At 63.2% G+C, this 24123-nt stretch carries 22 protein-coding genes; 10 read left to right on the forward strand and 12 right to left on the reverse strand.

What is annotated here, in order from left to right:
- Window positions 1–60: 60 nt before the first annotated feature.
- Window positions 61–795, reverse strand: a complete 735-nt coding sequence (locus tag QW868_RS11630) for a hypothetical protein (protein WP_316230615.1) — start codon at window positions 793–795, stop codon at window positions 61–63.
- Between QW868_RS11630 and QW868_RS11635 the strand changes: the two genes are divergently transcribed.
- The 4 genes from QW868_RS11635 to QW868_RS11650 all read left to right on the forward strand — a co-directional run bounded on the left by QW868_RS11635 (window position 758) and on the right by QW868_RS11650 (window position 4505).
- Window positions 758–1222: a hypothetical protein gene (locus tag QW868_RS11635; protein WP_315770431.1), complete on the forward strand. Its 465-nt coding sequence runs from the start codon at window positions 758–760 to the stop codon at window positions 1220–1222. The two genes, QW868_RS11630 and QW868_RS11635, sit on opposite strands and share 38 nt — an antisense overlap.
- Before the next feature lie 358 nt (window positions 1223–1580).
- Window positions 1581–2261 (forward strand): hypothetical protein, encoded by a 681-nt coding sequence (locus tag QW868_RS11640; RefSeq protein WP_316230616.1) that lies wholly within the window; start codon window positions 1581–1583, stop codon window positions 2259–2261.
- Between the two features lie 198 nt (window positions 2262–2459).
- Window positions 2460–2861, forward strand: coding sequence for an Imm1 family immunity protein (locus QW868_RS11645; protein ID WP_315770435.1), 402 nt, complete (start codon window positions 2460–2462; stop codon window positions 2859–2861).
- A 240-nt stretch (window positions 2862–3101) separates the two neighbouring features.
- Complete coding sequence (locus tag QW868_RS11650) at window positions 3102–4505, forward strand: ABC transporter substrate-binding protein (protein ID WP_316230617.1); 1404 nt, start codon at window positions 3102–3104, stop codon at window positions 4503–4505.
- Window positions 4506–4676: 171 nt separating this feature from the next.
- Here the strand turns inward: QW868_RS11650 and arr are convergent, their stop codons facing one another.
- The 6 genes from arr to QW868_RS11680 form a co-directional block, all read right to left on the reverse strand.
- Window positions 4677–5090, reverse strand: coding sequence for an NAD(+)--rifampin ADP-ribosyltransferase (gene arr / locus QW868_RS11655; RefSeq protein ID WP_316230618.1), 414 nt, complete (start codon window positions 5088–5090; stop codon window positions 4677–4679).
- Between the two features lie 340 nt (window positions 5091–5430).
- Window positions 5431–6222: a hydroxypyruvate isomerase gene (gene hyi, locus QW868_RS11660; protein ID WP_316230619.1), complete on the reverse strand. Its 792-nt coding sequence runs from the start codon at window positions 6220–6222 to the stop codon at window positions 5431–5433.
- A 45-nt stretch (window positions 6223–6267) separates the two neighbouring features.
- Entirely contained in the window at window positions 6268–8055 is a 1788-nt protein-coding gene (gcl, locus tag QW868_RS11665; RefSeq protein WP_316230620.1) for a glyoxylate carboligase, read from the reverse strand.
- Between the two features lie 171 nt (window positions 8056–8226).
- Window positions 8227–10029 (reverse strand): adenine deaminase, encoded by a 1803-nt coding sequence (locus QW868_RS11670; protein ID WP_316230621.1) that lies wholly within the window; start codon window positions 10027–10029, stop codon window positions 8227–8229.
- 973 nt (window positions 10030–11002) lie between these two features.
- Window positions 11003–11836, reverse strand: a complete 834-nt coding sequence (locus QW868_RS11675) for an IclR family transcriptional regulator (protein ID WP_316230622.1) — start codon at window positions 11834–11836, stop codon at window positions 11003–11005.
- A gap of 125 nt (window positions 11837–11961) precedes the next feature.
- A complete protein-coding gene (locus tag QW868_RS11680) occupies window positions 11962–14103 on the reverse strand; it encodes an acetate--CoA ligase family protein (protein ID WP_315739805.1) in 2142 nt (713 codons plus the stop codon).
- Window positions 14104–14329: 226 nt separating this feature from the next.
- Here QW868_RS11680 and QW868_RS11685 point away from each other — a divergent pair, with 226 nt between their 5' ends.
- From QW868_RS11685 to frc, 3 genes are all read left to right on the forward strand, one after another.
- Window positions 14330–15025, forward strand: a complete 696-nt coding sequence (locus tag QW868_RS11685) for a GntR family transcriptional regulator (RefSeq protein WP_409998125.1) — start codon at window positions 14330–14332, stop codon at window positions 15023–15025.
- A 61-nt stretch (window positions 15026–15086) separates the two neighbouring features.
- Window positions 15087–16820 carry an oxalyl-CoA decarboxylase gene (oxc, locus tag QW868_RS11690; protein ID WP_315739806.1) on the forward strand — a complete coding sequence of 578 codons (1734 nt, stop codon included), beginning with the start codon at window positions 15087–15089 and terminating at the stop codon, window positions 16818–16820.
- Window positions 16821–16884: 64 nt separating this feature from the next.
- Window positions 16885–18162 (forward strand): formyl-CoA transferase, encoded by a 1278-nt coding sequence (gene frc / locus QW868_RS11695; RefSeq protein WP_315739807.1) that lies wholly within the window; start codon window positions 16885–16887, stop codon window positions 18160–18162.
- Between the two features lie 179 nt (window positions 18163–18341).
- Here frc and QW868_RS11700 read toward each other — a convergent pair whose 3' ends face one another.
- Window positions 18342–19040: a hypothetical protein gene (locus QW868_RS11700; protein ID WP_316230623.1), complete on the reverse strand. Its 699-nt coding sequence runs from the start codon at window positions 19038–19040 to the stop codon at window positions 18342–18344.
- Window positions 19041–19150: 110 nt separating this feature from the next.
- Window positions 19151–20320: a hypothetical protein gene (locus QW868_RS11705; RefSeq protein ID WP_316230624.1), complete on the reverse strand. Its 1170-nt coding sequence runs from the start codon at window positions 20318–20320 to the stop codon at window positions 19151–19153.
- A gap of 378 nt (window positions 20321–20698) precedes the next feature.
- Between QW868_RS11705 and QW868_RS11710 the strand changes: the two genes are divergently transcribed.
- Window positions 20699–21256 (forward strand): hypothetical protein, encoded by a 558-nt coding sequence (locus tag QW868_RS11710; RefSeq protein WP_409999348.1) that lies wholly within the window; start codon window positions 20699–20701, stop codon window positions 21254–21256.
- Window positions 21257–21527: 271 nt separating this feature from the next.
- On the opposite strand, the gene QW868_RS11715 is transcribed toward QW868_RS11710, so the two are convergent.
- A complete protein-coding gene (locus tag QW868_RS11715) occupies window positions 21528–21806 on the reverse strand; it encodes a hypothetical protein (RefSeq protein ID WP_315812596.1) in 279 nt (92 codons plus the stop codon).
- A gap of 103 nt (window positions 21807–21909) precedes the next feature.
- On the reverse strand, window positions 21910–22200 hold the full coding sequence (locus QW868_RS11720; protein WP_316230625.1) for a hypothetical protein: 291 nt from the start codon (window positions 22198–22200) through the stop codon (window positions 21910–21912).
- Between the two features lie 310 nt (window positions 22201–22510).
- On the opposite strand from QW868_RS11720, the gene QW868_RS11725 reads away from it, so the two are divergent.
- Complete coding sequence (locus tag QW868_RS11725; protein WP_316230626.1) at window positions 22511–22918, forward strand: hypothetical protein; 408 nt, start codon at window positions 22511–22513, stop codon at window positions 22916–22918.
- Between the two features lie 138 nt (window positions 22919–23056).
- Here QW868_RS11725 and QW868_RS11730 read toward each other — a convergent pair whose 3' ends face one another.
- Window positions 23057–23533, reverse strand: coding sequence for a peptidoglycan-binding domain-containing protein (locus QW868_RS11730; RefSeq protein ID WP_316179264.1), 477 nt, complete (start codon window positions 23531–23533; stop codon window positions 23057–23059).
- A gap of 451 nt (window positions 23534–23984) precedes the next feature.
- Between QW868_RS11730 and QW868_RS11735 the strand changes: the two genes are divergently transcribed.
- The gene (locus tag QW868_RS11735; protein ID WP_284420614.1) at window positions 23985–24122 is read left to right on the forward strand and encodes a hypothetical protein; all 138 of its coding nucleotides are present in this window, start codon (window positions 23985–23987) and stop codon (window positions 24120–24122) included.
- The last annotated feature ends 1 nt before the right edge of the window (window position 24123 follow it).

Below are 24123 nucleotides of genomic sequence, written 5' to 3' on the forward strand. Positions count from 1 at the left end.
TCCTGCGATCGACCGCCCTTCGATGAATCGAGAGGGCGCAGGGAATGCCGGGTGAAGGCCTCACCCATGGCCCGCCTGCGAAAAGAATGCAGGCGGCAGGTACCACAGGTTCAGCCGATCAACCGGCATTCCCTGCGCGGCGGTCTTAACGCTTCCTTCGCGCTCTCCTCGGGGACCGGCTGATTGACCCCGTCGCCCGCGCGAGGGCAGTGCCCTCGTCGCGCGCTTGACCTCGGCACCGGGAGGCCAGGACCACACGACTTCGCGTCCGTGATGCATCGTTCGTCCACATGCGCCAAGCGCACGCTGCGACATCTCACGGCCACCGCATCCCTGCCTCACGTGTCGTGACGATCGCGCGCAACGCCCCTCTCGGCGAGACAGGATGCACGCATCATGCATGATTTCTGAAAAATGGAAAGCAATTTCTTGGCTTCGCAGCGATGTGCGCGAGATCAGCTTGATTTCATGGACGAATTCGATTCGTCCGATGCGACGTGCCGTAGCCCTGGCGGCGCGCGTTTCAACCACGTGCGTACAAAGTGCCCAGACTGATTTGCCCGACGAGCGCGCAACCCTTGTTCTTCGGATCGCTTCTGGCCCGTCACGACCTTCCCGGTCGATGCCGGCGATGTCTGCGCTGGAGGCCACATCGAAGCTAATCGTGGAATGGTCGGCAGACAGCTCTTGACCAAAGCGGAACCGGCAGCCGTTATTGCGCAAGGCGATGGAGTTCGATCGATCGGATGATGGACAGATGAAGCTGGTGAGGGTGACGCTGGTCGCGGCGTTCATGCTTGGGAGCATGCAACCGAGTCATGCCGCCGTGCGCATTGTTTTTGATCAGGGCGGGCGGATCGGAAACTATATCGACAGGTTCAAACTTTTACGCGACTTCGGCGCGTCCGTCATCATCGACGGGATCTGCGCCGGCGCCTGCACGCTCGTGCTGGCGTACATTCCCCACGACAGCATCTGCGTGACCCCAAGAGCCGTGTTCGGCTTCAGGGTCGCGGACAATCCTGGGCCCGATGGGAAGGCAATTCCCAACCCTGAAGCCACGCAGATGCTCTATGATCGTTACCCACCCGCGGTCAGGCAATGGATTACGCGACACGGCGGCATGACCGCGCGCGCGATCTACCTCCGCGGCCGGCAACTCCAAGCGCTGTATCGGCCCTGCACCACCGATGTCGAAGGTGGACGCGGCCAGCCACGGTAGCCAGTGCCCACGAATGATGCTGCGCCGGGTCACCATGACGAGACGACCTCGCAGCGGCCGGGCTCGAGGCCACTCAAGAGTTGGGTTCAAATACCGAGTCTGAAGCCGAGCCGCTTCTTGAATTGCTAAAGGACTGTAAACGCGCCGGTGATTTTGACGGCTTTGCGCCTCAACGGCAGCTTGCGCTTTATCGGCGATATTGCGGGCTCACCTCGTAAAGCTGCCATGTCTGCTTCTGACCCATTGCGGACGTGGCCTAAGCAATCGATAAATCACTATTAAGCGTGTAAATGGGCGGAAGTGGCCCCACCGACTAGTTTGAAGATATCCTAACATAGTCCGAAGCGATGGTTGTCCCATGTCTCGCGCCGCCCCGGCGACAATACTCTCTCTGGCTGATCGATTTGCACTGTGGGTGTCGACAGGCCGCATTACAAATGGTCTTTGGATCGGAAGTTCTCAATCGGATTCGGAGCCAGATCTCCAGCGCGTCGAAGCGGCGCTTCATCTGATTGAACAGTACGCCCCACTTCACTACCAGCGTGTCAAGAATAACCTATCTCGAATTTGGGTGACGCTCGTTCCGCACGGAGCCGGTTGCTATCGGCATTCGATGAACGCCTGCTTGCTGGACGAACGCGTCATGGCTTCTGAAAACGCATCGATCGAATGGATCGCAACCGCGATTGTACACGAGGCGACCCATGCCAGGCTGGAGAAATGGGGTATCCGCTACGACGAAGCGGCCCGCCACCGGATCGAACGGATTTGCGCTCGAAGAGAACTTGATTTTGCTCGGCATTTGTCAGGAGTCGACGCCCTGCACGAAGAGATCACTTGGAGGCTCGACCGACACAATGAGAAGGACACATCCTATACCGACCAAAACATGTGGCAGAAAATAGATCAGGGCCATGCGGAGATTCTTCGTCATCTGGGAATGCCAGAATGGATTATAGCTCTAGTGTTTAGGGCGAGGACTCTACTCAACGGGATTCGCCGCTTCACACGACGCTCAGCCAGTGTTTCAATTCGATGACCTCGTACCCCAAGGACGTCAGCTTGTGGCCCATCTCGGACCTTTCGATCGTCGCGTGTGATGTCCGCTCGGGGGGCTCAACCGGAAGTAATCCACGGCGGGACCGAAAGGCGGCTTTTGACCCACAGCGGACGCAATGACGGACTGCGGAGCAACGGATATTGTCCAGCCGAGGGCGGCCACCAGGGGAGCTAGATCGTGGATCTTTCGATTATCGTTCACGATGCCGAGGAGGCCGTGCGGGTCTCAACGCTTGCAGAATTTGAAAGAGTAATCCGCATGGCTCGCGACGAAGCGCGAACGCTGGACACGTTGAACATCATCTCCCTCCAGGCCCCAAACGGCAATGATCTTGCGTTGGTCGTGGGTGGCGACGAGACCGTCCTCGCTTTTCAGTTCGGTCACCACAATCCGCCGTACTATGTAAGTCGCGGCGATCAGTCCAGCACGCATCCGGTTATGACTTGCTACGTCGGGCTCGCTCATCACACGGAGTTTCCGCGCAAATATGTGATACCCTTTGAAAAGGGCCTAATTGCCGCTCAAGAGTTTGCTGAATCTGAGACGCTCCCGAAGTCGATAGAGTGGATGGAGACGTGATCGACTGTCTGCATATGGCCCGTTCCGGACCTTCCGGAGTGGCGCTGAGAATGTCCGCTCTCGGGCCCGATCGGAAGTAGGCGCCGGAGTGCCTCAGGGCCCCTTTTGACCCCAAGCGACCCACCAAGGCTTGCTTTCATCAACTCTCGCCGGCCGCGGCGGAACATTCCGGGTTGACACCGGTTCGCCCAAGTTCCAGTGCGCTTGGAGCCGCCACGCGTTTTCTCAGAGGGTCCGCTGATGTCATCGTCCGATGTGGTCAGGAGCGCTCACGATCGCCGCCAACGCCGGTTGCTGATCGTGCTGGCTTTGGGATTTGTCGCCTTTGGCGCCGCCGCGGCGGGCCTGTTCTACGTCTTGCAGCCCGAAACTCTCCGGATCGCCGTCGGACCGGCGGCGAGCGACGACCACAAGGTGGTCCAGGCGATGGCCGACGCCTTCGGTGAGGAAAGCAGGACCGTCCGGCTCTCCCCGATCACGACCGGCGGAGCGGCTGAATCCCTGGCCCTGCTGGCCGCCGACAAAACCGATCTGGCGGTCGGCCGCGGCGACCTCGGCATGCCGCCCGATGCGCAAACACTGGCGGTCCTGCGCAAGAACTATGTCGTGCTGTGGTCGCCCTCCGGGCGACGCGGCAACGAGCCCAAGCAGAAGGCCAGCGGCAAGATCGCAGATATCGCCCATCTGGCAGGTCACAAGGTCGGCATCATCGGGCGGACCGGAGCAAACGTCGCAGTGCTCCAGGCCATTCTGGAGGGCTCCGGCGTGCAGCCCGATAAGGTTGCCACGGCTCAATTCGGGACAGACGAGATCGAGAAGCTTGCGCAAGACCCCACCCTCGATGCGTATCTCGCCGTCGGTCCGCTCGACAGCAAGATCACGGTGGACGCGATCACCGCGACCTCCCGGGCACGCGGAGCACCCACGTTTCTTCCGATCGAAGCATCGGAGGCCATTGCCCTGAAGCATCCGCGCTACGAGGCCGAGGAAATTCCAGCCAGCGTCTTCAACGCGAAACCGGCCTGGCCGGAGGACAAGGTCGACACGATCAGCGTCAATCACCTGATCCTGGCCAAGAGGGGGCTCTCCGAAGCCAAGGCGGCGGCCTTCTACCGGCAGCTTTTCGCGGTCCGCGACACGATCACGCAAGGCCTCGCCGGCGCTTCGCACATCATGAAACCCGACACGGAGAAGGAGACCGAGCCTTCCGTGCATCGAGGCGCCGCGGCGGTGATCAACGGCACGGAGCGAACCTTTCTGGACAAGTACAGCGACTACTTCTGGTTCGCCTTGCTCGTTCTTTCCGGCATCGGTTCGGCCGCCGAATGGCTGCGCCGCTATCTGAACCGGGATGAACTGGAGGACAACACCAGCGGCCGCAACCGCATTCTTGCGGCGGTGTCGGAGGTGCGCAATGCCGGCTCGGAACACGATCTGCTGACCTGGCAACGGGAGGTCGACGGGATCATCGCCGAGACCCTCAAGGGCTATGACGATGGAGCCATCGAACAGGAGGACTTGGCGGCATTCGGCCTCGTCCTCGAACTCTTCAACCATGCCGTCGCCGAAAGGCGAGCGACGCTGCAGAGCGGCGCCTCCGATCAATCATGGACGACAGGTCCAACCCTCGCCTCTCGGCGATAGGCTCGGCTCATGAGGAGGAGATTTCGTGAGTCGACACCAGTTCGAACGGACCTTGCCACCGGACTTTTCCGATGTTCTGGACGGAGGACGCCGCGTGGCGAGCGCGTAGCAGCGTCCGCAAACAGCCATCGGGCGCGACGGATCGACGCCAGTGCGATGCCGCCGCGCCGTTCAGTCGATGATGCCCGGCCCTTCGGTCATCGCGCGCGCAACGCCCTCCTTCATCTGCTTCACCACCTCCGGCGCGTGCCCCTGCCACAGGACGACCTCGGCAATGACGCGCAGCGGCGCGCGGGATCGATGAGACCGCGTCGGATTTCCCGGGAACTTCTTGTCCGTCAGGTTCGGGTCGTCAACGAACGGACCTGTGGGCTCGACGACGTAGATCCGTCCCCGTCCGTCACCGGTAGCCAACTCGGCGCCCCAGATCGCGGCATCCAGCGTCGCCGTGAAGTAGACCCACGACAGCGGCTCCGCCTCGGTGAAATTGGAGGCATATCCGACCGCGATCATGTCGCCCGGCCGCAAATCGGCTCGCGTGCCGTGAAAGAAGGATTGTGCAAACACGGTCGCAACAGATGACATCGGTGACCTCCGATTGAAGTTTCAGCGATCGTCATCTGTCGCGATGTGGGAGTCGAATGCAAATGATCGTTCCGTCAGCTCATCACTGCATCGCCCAGACAAAGGCGCGTTCCCTGCGCGGTGCCTGACGACGCCCGGAATCCATGGCCACGATTGTCTGCGATGAGGCGAGCCGCGTGTCGGCTCCATCTCGTCCGGCATCTGCCGTTCGTGGCTATGGATTCCGGGCTCAGCCGCTGCGCGGCTGCCCCGGAATGACGGCGGAGCGCGGTTCGGTGGCCGCGCGATCGCCTGGCGTCGTGTTGCGCGATCATCTGGGCCGCATGGCCCCTTGTTCAGCTCAGCTCGCCGGGGCGAGCGTGCCGTCCATCAGCCAGCCCAGCCCGTCCACCGTCCCTGCCCGCGGCTTGTATTCGCAGCCGATCCAGCCGGGATAGCCGATCGCATCGAGGTGGCGGAACAGGAAGGCGTAGTTGATCTCGCCGGTGCCGGGCTCGTGGCGGCCCGGATTGTCGGCGAGCTGGATGTGCGCGATGCGGGCGAGATGCTTCTGCATCGTGCGGGCCAGATCGCCCTCCATGATCTGCATGTGGTAGATGTCGTACTGGACGAACAGATTGTCGGACTCGACCTCCGAGATCAGCTGCAGCGCCTGGGCGGTGCGAGAGAGGAAGAAGCCGGGGATGTCGAGCGTGTTGATCGGCTCGATCAAGAGCTTGATCCCCTGCGCTTTCAGCGCGGTCGCGGCAAAGCGCAGGTTGTAAACCAGCGTCGTATTGAGCTGACGCGGATCGGAATCGGCCGGTGCAATGCCGACGAGGCAGTTGAGCTGGCGGCAGTCGAGCGCCCGCGCGTATTCGATGGCGCGACGAACGCCGTCGCGGAATTCGTCGACGCGATCCGGCAGGATCGCGATGCCGCGCTCGCCCGCGGCCCAATTGCCGGCGGGCAGATTGTGCAACACCTGCGTCAGCCCGTGGCGCGCCAGCTGCTCGCGCAGCTCCGCCTTGTCGAAATCATACGGGAACAGATACTCGACGCCGCTGAAGCCAGCCGCCTTGGCGGCGGCAAAGCGGTCAACGAACGGAAGCTCGTTGAAGAGCATGGTGAGATTCGCAGCAAAGCGCGGCATGTCATGGTCCTCGAATTGGTCCTCGAATGAGAGCGGTCGCTGCGATCAGGCCGGCAGCAAGGTGCGCGGCGGCTCGGCCGGGGTGTCGTCCACCGGCAGGTCGAGCACCTCCTCGAATTCGACGACGTTGTCGATCTCGGTCCCCATCGCGATGTTGGTGACGCGTTCGAGCACGAACTCGACCACGACAGGCACCTGATACTCCGCCATCCATTCGCGCGCGGTCGCAAACGCCGCCTGCGCCTTGTCGGGATCGGTCACGCGGATGGCCTTGCAGCCGAGGCCTTCGGCGACGGCTATGTGATCGACGCCGTAGCCGCCGACCTCCGGCGCATTGATGTTCTCGAACGACAACTGGACCTGATAGTCCATCGAGAAACCGCGCTGCGCCTGCCGGATCAGGCCGAGATAGGCGTTGTTCACGACGACATGAATGTAAGGCAGGTTGAACTGGGCGCCGACCGCGAGCTCCTCGATCAGGAACTGGAAGTCGTAGTCCCCCGAGAGCGCGACGATCTCGCGCCTGGGATCGGCGGCGCGGACGCCGAGCGCGGCCGGCAGGGTCCAGCCGAGCGGCCCCGCCTGCCCCGCATTGATCCAGTGGCGCGGGTGGTTGACGCTGAGGAACTGCGCGCCGCCGATCTGCGACAGGCCGATGACGCTGACATAGCAGGTGTCGCGGCCGAACGCCTTGTTCATCTCATGATAGACGCGCTGCGGCTTGATCGGCACCTGATCGAAATCGCTGCGCCGGAGCATCGTGCGCTTGCGATCCTGGCACGCCGCCGGCCACGCCTGCCGTTCGCGCAGCTTGCCAGCCTTGCGCCACTCGCGCGCGACGGTGATGAACAGCTCGAGCGCCGCCTTCGCATCCGAGACGATGCCGAGCTCGGGATTGAACACGCGGCCGATCTGGGTCGGCTCGATGTCGACATGCACGAAGCTGCGACCCTTGGTGTAGGTCTCGATCGATCCGGTGTGGCGGTTGGCCCAGCGGTTGCCGATGCCGAGCACGAAATCGGACTCCAGGAAATTGGCGTTGCCATAGCGATGGCTGGTCTGCAGGCCGACCATGCCGGCCATCAGCACATGATCGTCGGGAATGGCGCCCCACCCCATCAGGGTCGGCACGACAGGCACGTTGACGGTCTCGGCGAACGTCACGAGGAGTTCGCTGGCATCGGCGTTGATGATGCCGCCGCCGGCGACGATCAGCGGGCGCTCGGCGGCATTGAGCATCTCCAGCGCTTTCTCGATCTGCTTGCGGCTCGCCGCGGGCTTGTAGACCGGCAGCGGCGTGTAGGTCTCGTGGTCGAACTCGATCTCGGCGAGTTGCACGTCCAGCGGCAGGTCGATCAGCACCGGTCCCGGGCGGCCGGAGCGCATGATGTGGAAAGCCTGGCTGAACACACGCGGCACGAGGCCAGGCTCGCGCACCGTGACCGCCCATTTGGTCACGGGCTTGGCGATCTGCTCGATATCGACGGCCTGGAAATCCTCCTTGTGGAGCCGGGCCCGCGGCGCCTGGCCGGTGATGCAGAGGATTGGAATGGAGTCTGCGATCGCCGAATAGAGCCCGGTGATCATGTCGGTGCCGGCCGGGCCCGAGGTGCCGATGCACACGCCGATGTTGCCGGCCTTGGCGCGGGTGTAGCCCTCGGCCATGTGCGAGGCGCCCTCGACGTGGCGGGCGAGAATGTGGCGGATCGAGCCGCGCCGCTGCAGCGCGGAATAGAGCGGGTTGATTGCGGCTCCGGGAACGCCGAAGGCGCAGGTGACGCCTTCCTTCTCCAAGATACGCACCGCAGCATCGATCGCCCGCATCTTCGCCATCTCGCGTCTCCCTGTCTGGTTGATGCGCGAGCTTCGCTGCTGACGGCTGCGATCTCAATTCAGTCGTCGATCTTTCCCACGATGCGGCATGCTTCGCAAAACACCGGCGGCCTCAGTTAGTTACGACAGAAGACAGGTGACATGTCCTAACAGCGTGATGGCTCGATCACGCTATTCGAACAGCGGCGCCAGCTCCATCTGCGGCACCAGCACGAGGCCCTTGTCGGTGATGCGAATTTCCGGAATGACCGATAGCGGAATCAAATTGAAGCCCATGTAGGGAATGGTGCAGCCCGCCTCCACCCATTCCGTCTTCAAAAGCTTCACCTGCTCGGCGACTTCGGTGATGCGCTTGTCGGACAGGAGCCCGGCGATCGGCAGCGGAACCATCGCCCTCACCTTGCCGTCGGCGACGACACAGACACCGCCCTGCTGGTCACCGATCGCAGCGACGGCCACCTGCATGTCCGCCTCGTTGGTGCCGGCGACGATGATGTTGTGGCTGTCATGGCCGACGCTGGATGCGACGGCGCCGCGCTTGAGGCCAAAGTCCTTCAGGAGCCCATGCGCGACGTTGCCCGGCGATTTGCCGTGACGTTCGATCACCGCGACGAAACAGAGGCCGTGGCGTGCGAACAGCGTCGCCCAGTCGTTGGCCGGCTCGATCGCGACCTTGTCGTGGATCAGCGTGATGCCGGGCAGCGCCGTCTTGATCGCATTCACGGTGCAGGCCTTGGTGGGCAGCTCCGGCGTCAGCGTCATCTGTCTTGGCAGCTTCACCGTGGCATAGGCGGCCTTCGGGTACTGATAGCGCTGCGACAGCGCCTGATCGAGACGCGGCGTGATCCTGCCCTTGTCGACGACGAGCTCGCCGCCATACCAGGTCGATTGCGGCTTGAGGCCGTCGTCGAGCAAAACCAGATCGGCGCGGCGGCCGCCGCCGAGGCCGCCGATCTCGCCATCCATCGCAAAGCGCGTCGCGCCGTGCAGCGAGCCCATCGACCACGCCTGCTCCGGCGACATCCCCGCCTTCACCGCCTCGCGCACCACCCAGTCGAGTCCAAACAGCATGAGATCGTCGGCATCGCGATCGTCGGTGCACACCGCCGTGCGCTTATGCGAGGCGCCGAGCTCGGTGATGGTGCGGATCGCCTGCGGCAGGCTGTGCCACGGGGTCGTGGGCGGTCCGCCGCGCAGGAAGATCCAGACGCCGGCATCGAGCAGGTCGTCGGCGATGTCGCGGTCGATCGCCTCATGCGTGTCGGTGACACCGCTCGCGGCATAGGCGGCGACGAATTCGCGGCCATAGACGTGGCCCGACACCGGCCGTCCCCGCTGCAAAGCCGCCGCAAGGATGGCATGGCTGCGCTCGTCGCCCATGCAGACCGGCACGAAATCCATCTTCTCGCCAAGCGCGACCGCCTCGGGCCAGCGGTCGAACAGGCCGGCGATCTTGTCCGGCGTGAGGTCGCCGCCCGCGGTCTCCAGCGCCGCCGATGTCGCCGGCACCGTCGAGGGCACGGTGAGGAAGATCGACAGCGGCGCCTGCCGCGCATCCTCCAGCATCGCCTCGACACCGGCGACGTCCATCACGTTGCCGATTTCGTGGCTGTCGCAGAAGATCGTCGTCGTGCCGTTGAGCAGCGCGGCCTCGGCATAGGCGCAGGCCGTCACCATCGAGGATTCGATGTGGATGTGCGGATCGACCAGCCCCGGCGCGATGATGCCGCCGGCCGCGTCATGGAGCGCGAAACCGCTGCCGAGCGCCTTGTGGGCACCAGCCGGCTTCACCGCCGCGACCCGCCCGCCGGTGATCCACAGTTCGCGCGAGGGGTGGATGCGCTCCGAATAGGTCGACAGCACGCGCGCGCCGGTGATCACGAGATCGGGCGCAACGCGGCCCGAAGCGACATCGGCGAGGCGCCGCGTCATCGTGTGCAGAGGGGCGACCGAGAAGCGGGTGAGTTTGGTCATGGCACGAACTCGCTGGACGTGTTGGGCGATGCACCGCGATGGTTGCGCGATGCACGCGTCCCGGCAAGCCCAAATAGATCGGCAGCCCTGACCACGGCTTGAGCAGCGGGTGAATAGCCCCCCTCCTCCCTCCCCTCGAAATATCCGCGCCTCCATTGTCCTCGGAGACGGACCGCAACATCGGATTGCCCAACGCTCGAGCCGACGAGCCAGGGAGCTCGACAGCAACTCAGGCCGGGCCGAAGCGTCCTTACGGACGCTCCTTCACAACGCGGCAATGCTCACTGCTGCTACGGCGCGCAGACGCAGTTGCAGCCGGCTGCCGTGAGCGTCATGTGCGGCTTGTTGCCTTTGGTGCAATGGTCTTGCGTAAGGACGCAATGAGGTCCACGCGGGGAGGCACGCTTGACGGCTGTGCAAGTCCCCGGGCCCGGGGCCTGGGCGAATGCCGATTCGGAGACAAATAACAGGCCGAGGGCCAAGGCACCGATGATCGGAATGCTCCCGCCCCTCCTTCGCCGATGCCACGCAGTCAAGTCGTCGCCGTGGTTGGCTGACCGCGATTTCGTCCGCACATGAGTGGCCATATCAAGCTCCCTTCGTTTGCAAGGCCTTCATAATCAGGCCGCGGCTTCAGAACGTTGGCCGGCTTCAGGGCGAACAACATTTGTCATCGCCCGACACTCCAGCTTTGCGGGACGGTCGCACCGACGCCGCTTAGCCTAGTAAGTGCAACGGCAACTTTAAATTACATTTATTAGCATAATATCATAGAGATTGCATATCGGCAACGAGCAGAAGCGCGAAATCGCTCAACGGCACGCGAGGAAAGGGTTGAGCTGAATTTTGGACAGAAGGCGCCCCAAGCGACGAACGAGGGAATCATTCCGGTGATGGTGCACTCACCCCTCCGCCCGTGCGTTGGAGTCAGTTGCACTGTCATCGAAACGTTGCACCCTGCCGAAACGTCCTGTTACCGAAACGTTCCGGCCGGCGGCGTCACGCCGCCGAGCGCCGCCGTGAGCTCGGCCGCGACATCCCGCACCATTGCTCCGATCACAGCCACCCGCTCATCGGTCAGCCGGCTCGCCAGGCCCGAGACCGAGATCGCCGCCAACGGCTCGCGGCAGGAATCGTGGACGACGGCGGCGATGCAGCGCAGGCCGATGCGGGCCTCCTCGTCGTCGACGGCGTAGCCCTGCCGCCGGATCGTATCCAGTTCGCGGAACAGGTCGCTGGCGCGGATGATGGACTTCTCGGTCAGGCGCGGCATGCCCTGGCGGTGGATGATGCCGTTGACGTCGTCGTCGGAATAGGTCGCGAGCACGGCCTTGCCCATGCCGGAGGCGACCATCGCCAGCCGGCCGCCGACCTTGGTCAGCGAGCGCATGATCTCGCGGCTGTCCAGCCGCATCAGCACCATCAGCGATTCATCGTCGACGACGGCGAGATTGGCGGTCTCGCGCGACTGGTCGCGCAGCCTTCGCAGGTAGGGAATCGCCAGCGCCACGAAATTGCGCCGGCGCGTGAAGGTCGCGCCGACGGCGAAGCTCTGCGCGCCGACATGCCATTTCGACTCCATGCGGTCGAACTGCACGAAGCGGCGCTTTTCCAGCGTCGTCAGCAATCGATGGACGGTGGAGGTCGACAAGCCCGCACGCACGGCGAGATCGCTGAGGCGATAGCCTTCATCGTCCTCGGCGAGAATCTCAAGGATCTGCAGGGCGCGTCCGACGGATTGCACGCCGCCGTCGCGGGGCTCGGCCGCGGCATCTGCGCGGGACTCAATCGTCTTGCGACGGATCACGTGGCGCCTCTTTGCACCGTCATCGAAGGCGGCGCCGTTGCAGGACGGACGGATCTTGCTTGGGTATGCCTACAAAGAAAGTGCCGCTCCGGCGAGGGGCCGGAGCGGCATTCGCGTCAGATCAATCAGAGCAGGCCGGCGCCGCGCGCCCACTTGTACTTGGCGCCGAGCACCTCGACCGGCAGCTCGGTCGAATAGGCATAGGCCGGGATGCCGTTCTGGTAGAGATATTCGGCGGCTTCCTCGACCTCGACGTCGCCGGCGAGCGAGGCAACGATCGGCTTGACGAAGCCCTTCGCCTCCATCTCCTTCTTCACCTCGACCATGTTGCGCGCGAACACCATCGGCGGGGTCACGATCGTGTGCCAGTAGCCGAGGATCAGCGCGTGGATGCGGTCGTCCGACAGGCCGAGCTTGACCGTGTTCACATAGGTGATCGGCGGCTCGCCACCGGTGATGTCGACCGGATTGCCGGCGGCACCGAACGGCGGGATGAACTTGCGGAAGGCGGCATCGAGATCCGCCGGCATCGCCATCAGCGACATGCCGTTGTCGACGACGGCGTCGGAGAGCAGCACGCCCGATCCGCCGGCGCCGGTGATGATGACGACGTTCTCACCCTTCGGCGTCGGCAGCACCGGCACGCCGCGGGCGAACTCGAGCAGCTGGCGCAGCGAGCGGGCGCGGATGACGCCCGACTGCTTCAGCACGTCCTCGTAGATCTTGTCGTTGCCGGCGAGCGCGCCGGTGTGCGACGAGGCCGCCTTGGCGCCGGCCGAGGTGCGGCCGGCCTTGAGCACGATGACCGGCTTCTTCTTGGAAACGCGCTTGGCGGCTTCGGCGAAGGCGCGGCCGTCCTTGAGGTCCTCGCAGTGCTGGGCGATCAAATTGGTGTTGGGGTCCTGCTCGAAGAAGGCGAGCAGATCGTCCTCGTCGATGTCGGACTTGTTGCCGAGGCCGACGATGGCAGACACACCCATTTTCGCCGAGCGCGAAAAACCGATGATCGCCATGCCGATGCCGCCCGACTGCGACGACAGCGCCGCATGACCCTTGACGTCATAGGCGGTGCAGAAGGTCGCGCAGAGATTGGCCGGAGTGTAATAGAAGCCGTAGATGTTCGGCCCCATCAGGCGGACGTTGTACTTCTTGCCGATCTCGACGATCTCGGCCTGCAGCTCGGGCTCGTTGGCTTCGGCAAAGCCCGAGGGAATCAGCACCGCGCCGGGGATCTGCTTCTCGCCGCATTCGATCAGCGCGCCGGCGACGAACTTGGCGGGGATCGCGAACACCGCGGTGTCGATCACGCCGGCGACGTCCTTGACGCTCTTATAGGCCTTGTAGCCGAGGATCTCGGACGCCTTGGGGTGGATCGGATAGATCTCGCCCTTGTAGCCGCCATTGATCAGGTTCTTCATCACCGAGTTGCCGATCTTGCCGTCCTCGGCGGAGGCGCCGATCACGGCGATCGCCTTCGGCATCATGATCCGCTTCATCGCGGTCACGATTTCCTCGTTCGAGCGCGGCGCCGGACGCGGCTTGTAGTCGAAATCGACGACGATGCGGACGTCGGCGGCGATCGCACCGTTCTTGGTCGCGAACACCGGGTTGAGGTCGAGCTCGACGATCTCCGGGAAATCGCTGACCAGCTGCGACACCTTGACGATCACGTCGGACAGCGCCTCGCGGCTGACCGCGTCGCCGCCGCGCACGCCCTTCAGCATCTCATGCGCCTGGATGCCGTCGAGCATCGACAGTGCGTCTTCCTTGGTGGCGGGGGCGAGACGGAATGTCACATCCTTCAGCACCTCGACGAGCACGCCGCCGAGGCCGAAGGCCACCAGCTTGCCGAACGATCCGTCGGTGATCGAACCGACGATCACCTCGGTCCCGCCGGTCAGCATCTGCTGTACCTGGATGCCTTCGATCTTGGCGTCGGCCTTGTACTTCTTCGCATTCGCGAGAATGGTCTCATACGCCTTCTGCGCGTCGTCAGCGGTCTTGACGCCAACGATGACGCCGCCCGCCTCGGTCTTATGCAGGATGTCGGGCGATACGATCTTCATGACGACCGGGAAACCCATGTCGCCGGCCAGCTTGGCCGCCTCGGCGGCGGATTTGGCCAATCCCTCCTTCGGCACCGGAATGCCATAGGCGTCGCAGACCACCTTGCCTTCGGGGGCGGTGAGGCTGGTGCGCTTGTCGGCCTTCACCCGATCGAGCACTTCGCGGATCGTGGCCTTGGCGTTCGGGATGGCGTCAGACATTGGGGGCTTCCTCCTGGGGATTGGTCGTCGTTTATGGCATTTGGTATGCCAGAAGCAAACTTTGTCAAGCGCATCGAAGATGTGGAAACGCGGAAAAATCGGTCGCCTTGACAGTCTGGCATCTGGCATGCCAAAAATATTGGACGCAAAATGCTGTACACAGGCATCTCCCAAGGAGAGGAGATCGGTCTTGTCTACAGAGAAAACAAACAAGGCATTGCCCATCATGGCCGAGGCCGACATCGCGATCACTCGCATCGCCCCGGAGACGAGCTTCAAGAATAAGGCCTACGAGGCCTTGAAAGAAGCCATTCTCAAGATGGACATCTACGCGTCGCCCGAGCCGGTGATGCTCGACGAGCGCGCTCTGTCCGAGCGCCTCGGTGTCAGCCGCACGCCCATCCGCGAAGCGATCGCGATGCTGGAGCAGGACGGCTTCGTGAAGACCGTGCCGCGTCGTGGCATCGTCGTGGTGCGCCGGACCAAGACCGAAATCGTCGACATGATCCGCGCCTGGGCGGCGCTGGAGAGCATGGCGGCGCGCCTGATCACGACGATCGCGCGCAAGAAGGACATCAGCGCGCTGCGCGACTACTTCAAGGATTTCGGCAAGGACCGCCCGCCGCAGGAGCACATCGAGGAATATTCGAAGGCGAACATCGCGTTTCATCAGGCGCTGATCTCGCTGTCGGAATCGCCCGTGCTCGTCGACATGACCAACGACATCCTCCTTCACGTGCGCGGCTATCGCCAGCTCACGATCGGGCGCACCGATCGAATCGCAGCGTCCCTGCCCGAGCATCTGGCGATCATCGAGGCGCTGGAGGAACGCAACACCGAGCTCGCCGAGAAGCGCGCCCGTGATCATACGCTGGGCCTCGCGACCTATGTCGAGACGCACGGCCAGGAACTATTCAGCTGACAGGTTCAAACAGAAGAAGACGCCGCAAAGCGCCTTCACAGACGACCAGGGAGAGAGGCGCATGGCGCAGACTGCTGTTAAGACCGAGGCACCGGACACGCACGAGGAGCTCACGGACGGCTTTCATCTCGTCATCGACGCGATGAAGTTGAACGGGATCGACACGATCTACAACGTGCCGGGCATTCCGATCACCGATCTCGGTCGCATGGCGCAGGCTGAAGGCATCCGCGTGCTCTCCTTCCGTCACGAGCAGAACGCCGGCTACGCCGCCGCGATCGCCGGCTTCCTCACCAAGAAGCCGGGCGTGTGCCTCACGGTCTCGGCTCCCGGCTTCCTCAACGGCCTCACGGCGCTGGCGCACGCCACCACCAACTGCTTCCCGATGATCCTGGTCTCCGGCTCGTCGGAGCGCGAGATCGTCGACCTGCAGCAGGGCGACTACGAAGAGATGGATCAGCTCGCGATCGCCAAGCCGCTGTGCAAGGCGGCGTTCCGCGTGCTGCACGCGCAGGACATCGGCATCGGCTTCGCCCGCGCGATCCGTGCCGCCGTCTCGGGCCGCCCCGGCGGCGTCTATCTCGACCTGCCGGCAAAACTGTTCGGCCAGGTGATGAATGCGCAGGCCGGCGCAGCCTCGCTGGTCAAGGTGATCGATCCGGCTCCGGCGCAGATCCCCTCCCCCGACTCGGTCAAGCGCGCGCTCGATCTGTTGAAGAACGCGAAGCGTCCGCTGATCATCCTCGGCAAGGGCGCTGCCTATGCCCAGGCCGACGAGGCGATCAAGACCTTCGTCGAGAAGAGCGGCGCGCCGTTCCTGCCGATGAGCATGGCCAAGGGCCTCTTGCCCGACCTGCATCCGCAATGCGCCGGCGCGGCGCGCTCGACGGTGCTGAAGGACGCCGACGTCGTCATGCTGATCGGGGCCCGCCTCAACTGGCTCTTGTCGCACGGCAAGGGCAAGAGCTGGGGCGAGCTACCTAAGAAGTTCATCCAGGTCGACATCGAGCCGAAGGAGATGGACTCCAACGTCGAGATCGCCGCCCCCGTGGTCGGCGACATCGGCTCGGTCGTCACGGCCTTCTCCGAGGCGATGGGCAGCAACTGGGCCAAGGCACCGGTCGAGTGGACCTCTTCGGTGCAGAAGAAGCGCGAGGACAACGTCGCCAAGATGGCGCCGCGGCTGATGAACAACAACTCGCCGATGGACTATCACGGCGCGCTCGGCGTGCTCCGCACCATCATCAAGGAGCGTCCGGACGCGATCCTGGTCAACGAGGGCGCCAACACGCTCGACCTCGCCCGCGGCGTGATCGACATGTACCAGCCGCGCAAGCGCCTCGACGTCGGCACCTGGGGCGTCATGGGCATCGGCATGGGCTCGGCCATCGCCGCCGCGGTCGAGACCGGTAAGCCGGTGCTGGCGATCGAGGGCGACAGCGCCTTCGGCTTCTCCGGCATGGAGGTCGAGACGATCTGCCGCTACAATCTTCCGATCTGCGTCGTCATCTTCAACAATGACGGCATCTATCGCGGCACCGACCAGAACTCGGCGGGCGACGATCCGGCGACCACCGTATTCGTCAAGGGCGCCCGCTACGACAAGATGATGGAAGCCTTCGGCGGCGTCGGCGTCAACGCGACCTCGCCAGACGAGCTGAAGCGCGCCGTCAACGAAGCGATGGATTCCGGCAAGCCGACCTTGATCAATGCCGTGATCGATCCTGCAGCCGGATCCGAGAGCGGCCGTATCGGCAACCTCAATCCGCAGAGCGTGCTGACGAAGAAGAAGTAAGGCCACCCGCAAGACATCACCTGCCCGCCGATGCGGGATGACCAATCGTTACGGAGAGCAACACATGACCAAGGCGCTCGAGGGCGTTCGCATTCTCGATTTCACCCACGTCCAGTCCGGACCGACCTGCACCCAGCTGCTGGCCTGGTTCGGCGCCGACGTGATCAAGGTCGAGCGGCCGGGCGTGGGTGACATCACCCGCGGCCAGCTCCAGGACATTCCCAACGTGGACAGCCTCTATTTCACGATGCTGAACCACAACAAGCGGTCGATTACGCTCGACACCAAGAACCCCAAGGGCAAGGAGGTTCTGACCGAGCTGATCAAGAAGTGCGACGTGCTGGTCGAGAATTTCGGCCCCGGCGTGCTCGATCGCATGGGCTTCCCCTGGGAGAAGATCCAGGCGATCAACCCGAAGATGATCGTCGCCTCGATCAAGGGCTTTGGCCCTGGCCCCTACGAGGATTGCAAGGTCTACGAGAACGTCGCCCAGTGCACCGGCGGCGCCGCCTCGACCACCGGCTTCCGTGACGGCCTGCCGCTGGTCACCGGCGCGCAGATCGGCGATTCCGGCACCGGCCTGCACCTCGCGCTCGGCATCGTCACCGCGCTCTATCAGCGCACCCACTCCGGCAAGGGCCAGCGCGTCACCGCCGCGATGCAGGACGGCGTGCTCAACCTCTGCCGCGTCAAGCTGCGCGACCAGCAGCGCCTCGACCACGGTCCGCTCAAGGAATACAGCCAGTTCGGCGAGGGCGTGCCGTTCGGCGATGCCGTGCCGCGCGCCGGCAATGATTCCGGCGGTGGCCAGCCGGGCCGCATCTTGAAGTGCAAGGGCTGGGAGACCGACCCGAACGCCTACATCTACTTCATCACCCAGGCCCCGGTCTGGGAGAAGATCTGCGACGTGATCGGCGAGCCGACCTGGAAGACCGATCCGAACTACGCCAAGCCCGCCGCCCGCCTGCCGCGCCTGAACGAGATCTTCGGCCGCATCGAGCAGTGGACCATGACCAAGACCAAGTTCGAGGCCATGGACATCTTGAACGAGTTCGACATCCCCTGCGGCCCGATCCTGTCGATGAAGGAAATCGCCGAGGACGAGTCGCTGCGCAAGACCGGCACCCTGGTCGAGGTCGACCATCCGACCCGCGGCAAGTATCTCTCGGTCGGCAACCCGATCAAGCTGTCGGACAGCCCGGCCGACGTCACCCGCTCGCCGCTGCTCGGCGAGCACACCGACGAGGTCCTGCGCCAGGTGCTGGGCTTCAGCGACCACCAGGTCGCCGAAATCCACGACTCCGGCGCGTTGGATCCGCCGCGCAAGGAAGCCGCGGAGTAAGCAAGCCACAGGACAGGCGCGGCGCGATTGCCGCCGCGCTTGCTGCGTCAATTCATCAAGCCGCCGGTAGACCCGGCGGCTTTTTGATTCCTCCGGTGGAAGGATTTTTCCCTTTCACCGCGATCGACGAGACCCGGACTCGGAACTGCGGCCGTCGTTCGCGCATGAGGTAGCTATCCTCATTTGGGTCCGGCACGTCGTTGACGCTTCTTCGCTCCGACCGGCACAGTTGCGGAGAAGGGAGGCGGTTGCGGGTCCGGAACGAAATTGTTGAAGTCGGCGAGGCAGGTCGCTTCCCGTGTCTTTGTACCCGCGCAGATGAGCTTGCCATCAGCCGTGTAAATCAATCTGCCGCGTTGATCTCGACCGGTCCACTCAGCCCCCTCAATTTCACAAGTCGACCGATGTAAAGGAGCAAGATCGTTTTTTCTGGCAAAGCTCGTGTCGGAGGCAATGAAGCTGACGTCGAGCCCAGCTCCCGGGTGATCTGGATGTGCTGCGACCGGATAAAATCTGAGGACGGCGCTTCGATCGTCTGTAAAGCGTCCGCCTCCGCCATACGTCGTACCCTGAGGCCACAGTCCAAGGGCATGAAGCCAGGGACTCCGGCTGATCGCGCTCCACGACGACCTGTAGTCAGTCTTCATTTTGCGTCCTTGATGGATGAACGACAGAAGCAATTTGCCGTCAGGCGACAAATCGCATTTTTCAGGATAGATGCGTCCCTTCAGCCAGGCGCCCGGATAGAACGCATCATTCTTCGTGTTCCAGCGGATGACATGAAACCAGTCCGACGGACCCCGACGGAAGACGACGGCTTCATGGGCTTCACGGGCAAATATCACAAACAGACGAGGGGCGATTTTCTTGTCAGCCACATTTGCACCCGAAGGCAGAGATCGACGCCAATTTGCTATGACGTTGATCCAGCCGCCGAGGCAGTATCAAACTGGCACCGAATTGTGAATACGGCCAAGCGGTGGTGTGGTCAGGGACTGTTGCCCGACAAACTTGCCGCACGACGCGTGACCTGGGAGCTAGGCTGCGCCTTCAAGACCAGGTCGAAGCTGGGGCGCGTCTTTCCGTCCTGGAACACCACGCCATCTGGGCTGAAGGCGATCTTGTCGGCGTTGCCGTCAAGCGTCCGCCACGCGCAGGACAGAGCAACGATGCCATATGCCGAAACCGGCTCGACCTCGCCGGGGGCTGCGACACCATTGCCGTTGGCGTCGCGCCACAGGGCGAGGCCGGCCAGTTCGTTGCCGGTCAAGACTCCGTCGCGGTCGTCGTCTAGTGCGGCCAGCGGCGCATATCCGTTGTTCCAGAACATCCAGAACGTCACGTTGCCGAACAACTGCCGTCCGCTGGTGATCTTGCCATCGCGCGTCGGGTCGCTCACCAGCCAGGCCGCTTTGGGGGTAATCCAGCTCCATTCGCGACCCAGCCCGCTGCCGTCCACGTCGAACGTCACCCGCGCGTCGGGGGCTTCGAGGTCGGCGGGAGTAAGCCCATCGGCCAGCGGCACGGCAATGGGAGTGACCGCGTACGGCAGCTTCCCCAGGGTGGCGACGCGATCCTTTAATGTCTCGATCTCGCGCTTGTCCCACACGGCGCTGAGAAGCGGGATGAGGTAGGAGGCGACTTCGCCGGTCAGCGTCTGCCCGCCGAGACCAAGCATCGTGAGGCTCTTTTCCTTCTCCCAGGCGGCGGCTGCGATCTTTCGATAGAGCTTCACCGCATCGTCCTTGTTGCCGGCCTGCTCCGTCAGCCAAGCGAGGCCGAGCTGGATGACGAGGTCGTCCTTGTCCAGCTCCAGTGCCTGCTTGTAGGCTTTCAACGCGGCTTGGAGATGAGCCCAGGAGGCCGCGTTCAACGCGGGGTCAGCGGCAGACCTGACCACGCCAAAAGGAACGACCGGCGGCGCCATGCCATGGTAGGCCTTCGGCACCGCCAGCGGGTCGGCCTTCTGGGCATAGGCCATGCCATGCGCACGACCAAGGTTCACCCATGCCTCGAGGCTGGCCGGATTGTCCCTGACGATCTTTTCCAGGTTTGCAATGAGCCGGGCGACCGGGACCTGCTCCACTTCCACGGCCACAAACCTGCCGAGCGCCGGCGACGTCGTGGCAAAAACAACCAAAAGAAGCAATATACGCACGCAACAACTCCATTCTGCAGGAACTCGTTCACCGACGGCGCGAGCGGCTGGATCACGCCTGTGCCGCACACATGCCCAGCGCCGATTGGTCGTCGGTTGCCGTGGTTCGGGTTCAGAAGGGAACGAGATCTTTTACGAACCTCGCCACGAAGTACCGTGGCAGAAATACGGTGGAACACACGATGACAGTGTATAAAACTCCTTCGGGCCTCGAAGCACATGATCATTCGGCGCGTCGCGCCATCGCCGCCGGGCTGAGTTCAATGCACTGTCACCAAACCTTCGGCGATACTACGGGCTGTCCTCCTAAGCCTGCCCATGTGTGACGGAAAGCTGTCGTTGCTCAGCGAGGTTACAAGTCAAAAGGGATCGCGCCAAATGGCTGGAGCTTTCGGAGACAATGCTGACGAAGCGCGGATCGTGATCGCAAGGGTCGCCCGGCGCCTGATTTTGCGCTTCGTCGTTGCCGCGATGACCCCGGCCGTGGGTCACGCCTTTGCGCAGGGCGCATTCCCAGCGCCGCTACCGGGGCAGGCCGCCGCCCCTCCACAGTTCGACAGCGCGCCGGCGACTGCTGGCGGCCCTTCGGACGTCTGCAAGGGATTTTTTCCCTTGCGCGAGGAGGCACAGCGGCGCGGGCAGCTGATCAAGGCTGCCGCAGAGCGCCGCGCAACGCCGGAAGACGCCTGTGAACTAATTCGCAGTTTCTCTCAGGCCGAACTCAAGATGATCGAATATGTCGAAGCTCATTCGACCGATTGCAGAATTCGGCCTGACGTCGTGGATATGCTCAAGGCCGGCCACAAGAAAACCGAGACCTTGCAGACGAGAGTCTGCACGATCGCGCAGTCGGGCAGCCTAGGTCAAAGCGACGTCCTGGGGCCGCCCAAAAGAGAACCGGCTGGACCAGTTGGCGATTTCTGGATGTTTCGATAGGCAACCGCACTGCCCCATCAAAGCCTGGCGTGGCGCGAGGGCGGACGGACTCTTCCGTCCAAGTCCGATCACTTCGGACTCTGTGAACCGGGCGGATCAAATCCAGCACGCTTTCGAAACCGCTTCTCGATCATTCGGTGGCGCATCACGCGATGGATGGCTGGGCCGTATTGTTGAGCGCCAAGCGTGTCGCACGTGCTCAGCGCACATACTCCACCAGGGTGTGATCCTCCTCCTCGAGCTCGGCGTCGATGATCTCTGCGATCAGTGTTCAATCACCCTTGGCCAAACCGGCGCCGATCTTCGGATAACCGATTCGGTGCTCGGGATATCTGAGTTTCACTTCCTTCATGACCGCTCTGACGGCAGCGTAATCAACGAGAACGCCGGGCCCGCGCCAGTGGAACTGGGTGACGGTCGCCGCCGATATGGCTCCCACTTTTCGCGGCTGCCCTTCGTCGTCGACAGATCGGCCGCACAGGCCTCGGGAAAGGATTCCTTGATGCGCTTCGCAAGCCCTGCCCCATGGCGCACTGGCAATTGCAACCATGCACGATCACGTCGAAATGCCCGTCCAGCGCGAGTTTCATCAGATCCCCCTTGATGATCTTAATCGAACGCAACTCATACGGTTGCTGTGTTCCGTCGACGCGTCAGGAGCGCTTGAGCTCGGTGAAGTCGGACAGGTCGCTGCAGGACTCCGTTCCGAGAAGAATGCTGAGCATCTCCCCGTCCCGGTAGGCAAAGACGAGATTGTCCCTCACCACGATTCCGAACGCGTTCGCGCGATACAGCGCGACGCACACGGCCGGCATCGTGCCGCCGCGCAGCAGCCCGCCATAGCGCTGGTAGGGCGGCGTGATCTTGGCATCGCGCAGCACGTGGCGATAGCGGTAGAACGCCCGGATCTGCTCGGCCACCAGCGACCGGTAGTTCCTGGGCATCTCGGCCGCAACGGCGGCTGTCTCTCTCGGGTCGGGCCTCTCAGGCGGGAAAAACGCGCGCCGCTCGGCGCTACTGCACGCCATGAGCGTCAACGCACAAACGACAATGCCGCTCAGGGACGCCAACCTCTTCCCCGGCCGCCACGTTCGCCCCATGAACGCCCCCTCGATCCCTGCCAGCCCGATAGCGGGCAACTATCACTACACCCCCTCCTTCACAGTCAACGGATTTCTGGAGCAGCAATGGTCGGCTTGGAGATTTGCCGGCATGTGAGTTGACCGCACCGCCGATCCGCTCGATTCTGCTCGCATGGACGAAAACGAACTGCTCGCCCGCTTCGGTCTCACGCCGGTTGCGGAGGATCTTCCTGAGATCCGACGTCTCCTCCAAGCCGAGACGGCCGACACCGCTCGCGCCAGCAATGAGCCGTTGCTGCTGCTGTGCATACAGCTGTTCTCGGCCGGCAACGCCAGTGATGCTCTTCTGATCTACGAGGCCAAGATGTCGTCGTTCGACGCAGGATGCTATATCGACATTCAGTTCGTCTGCGGGGCTGGTCTCGAAGCCACTGAAGAATTCCTGCGTTCGAGCAGCGCCGCCGAAGCGAAAGAGCTTCTTGCCAGACTTCAGGATGATAAGCGCGCCGGCGCTTTTGATGGTTTCATGCCGCGGCAACACCTTGCTTTCTACCGGCGCTACTACGGGCTCGCTTCCTAAGCTGCCCGTGCCTGCTTGATCTAAGCCGTGATTAACGAATGGTGGCTGACACTCCTGCGCAGCCATGCGGCCCGACGGGCCGTCCTCGAACAGACAAGCTTGCCTTAGACGTCTTCCAGCTCTTTCGAGGTTGAACGCTTACCTGCCGAATATTCCGCCCACCACCCGATGCATCGCGCCGCCGATCGCGCCGATGGGACCTCCCACATTCCGCTGATGTCGCGCGCGCCCCGCGCTGCGACGGGCCTGGCGGTCGGATTTGGCAGCCTCGGTGGCCGCGTCCATCAGCGCCTTGTGCTGGGCGGCGTTGAGGAAGCCGGTCGCGGGGTAGCCGCGCTCCTCCTGCCAATGGACGAGGGCGGCGCGGGTCGAATCGTCGAACGTCCCGTTGATCTTGGTGCCGAACCCGAGCCGGGTCAGCCCTCGTTGCACGGCGCGACGCTTCGCCTTGGTGAGGCCGATCTGATTCTCGGCCTGCTGATTGGCGTCCTGGGCAGCGATCACGGTATCGGTGGGTGCCGACGCTTCACGAGGTGTGCTGCTCAGACCAGCGTGAGCGACCTGCGCGCTTCCGGCGATCGCCAGGATGGACAGTGCCAGGATCAAGGCGCGCATGGCCTTTCCTTCGCCCTCAGGTCTGCTGATGATACGTTTCGAGGAATACAGCGCGACGGACTGAACGATCAACATCCGGCGGCGCCACTCCGCTTCATTGCAGAGTAACTGCGGCCCGGGCAGCACAGTTCCCTCACCTCGGGCCGATTGTTCCGTCGCGTTGCACGCGGGGGGATCGACGAATGGGATGGCAGCTCTCAGCAGTCGCCGAGATACCCCGACTTTTGCCGGCTCGGTCCGCCAAGCAGGATCGAGACGATCCGGTGCCCAGGTTGGGCGGCTCTTTCCATATGAAAATGCCGCCTTCGATAGGGAATTCAAATTGTAACATTCCTGCTGCAGCGCAAAATCCTCATACCGCCATGCAATATGATCCATTGTATCTGGCATCTGGTATACGTAAATTCTCCTCAGTCAGAACGTCCTACCGCCCAACTGATGGAGACAAACCATGGCCAAGACCGTCGCCCTCCCCCTCGTCAACTCCGTGTCCCTGTTCGGCCGCTTCCTGGCCGCCCTCGACCGCGTGCTGATGACCAGCGCCCGCGCCGCCAACCGCAACGGCGACCTGCCGTATTTCGGCCTCTGAG

The organism is Bradyrhizobium sp. SZCCHNR1051 (assembly GCF_032489615.1).
GTDB lineage: Bacteria > Pseudomonadota > Alphaproteobacteria > Rhizobiales > Xanthobacteraceae > Bradyrhizobium.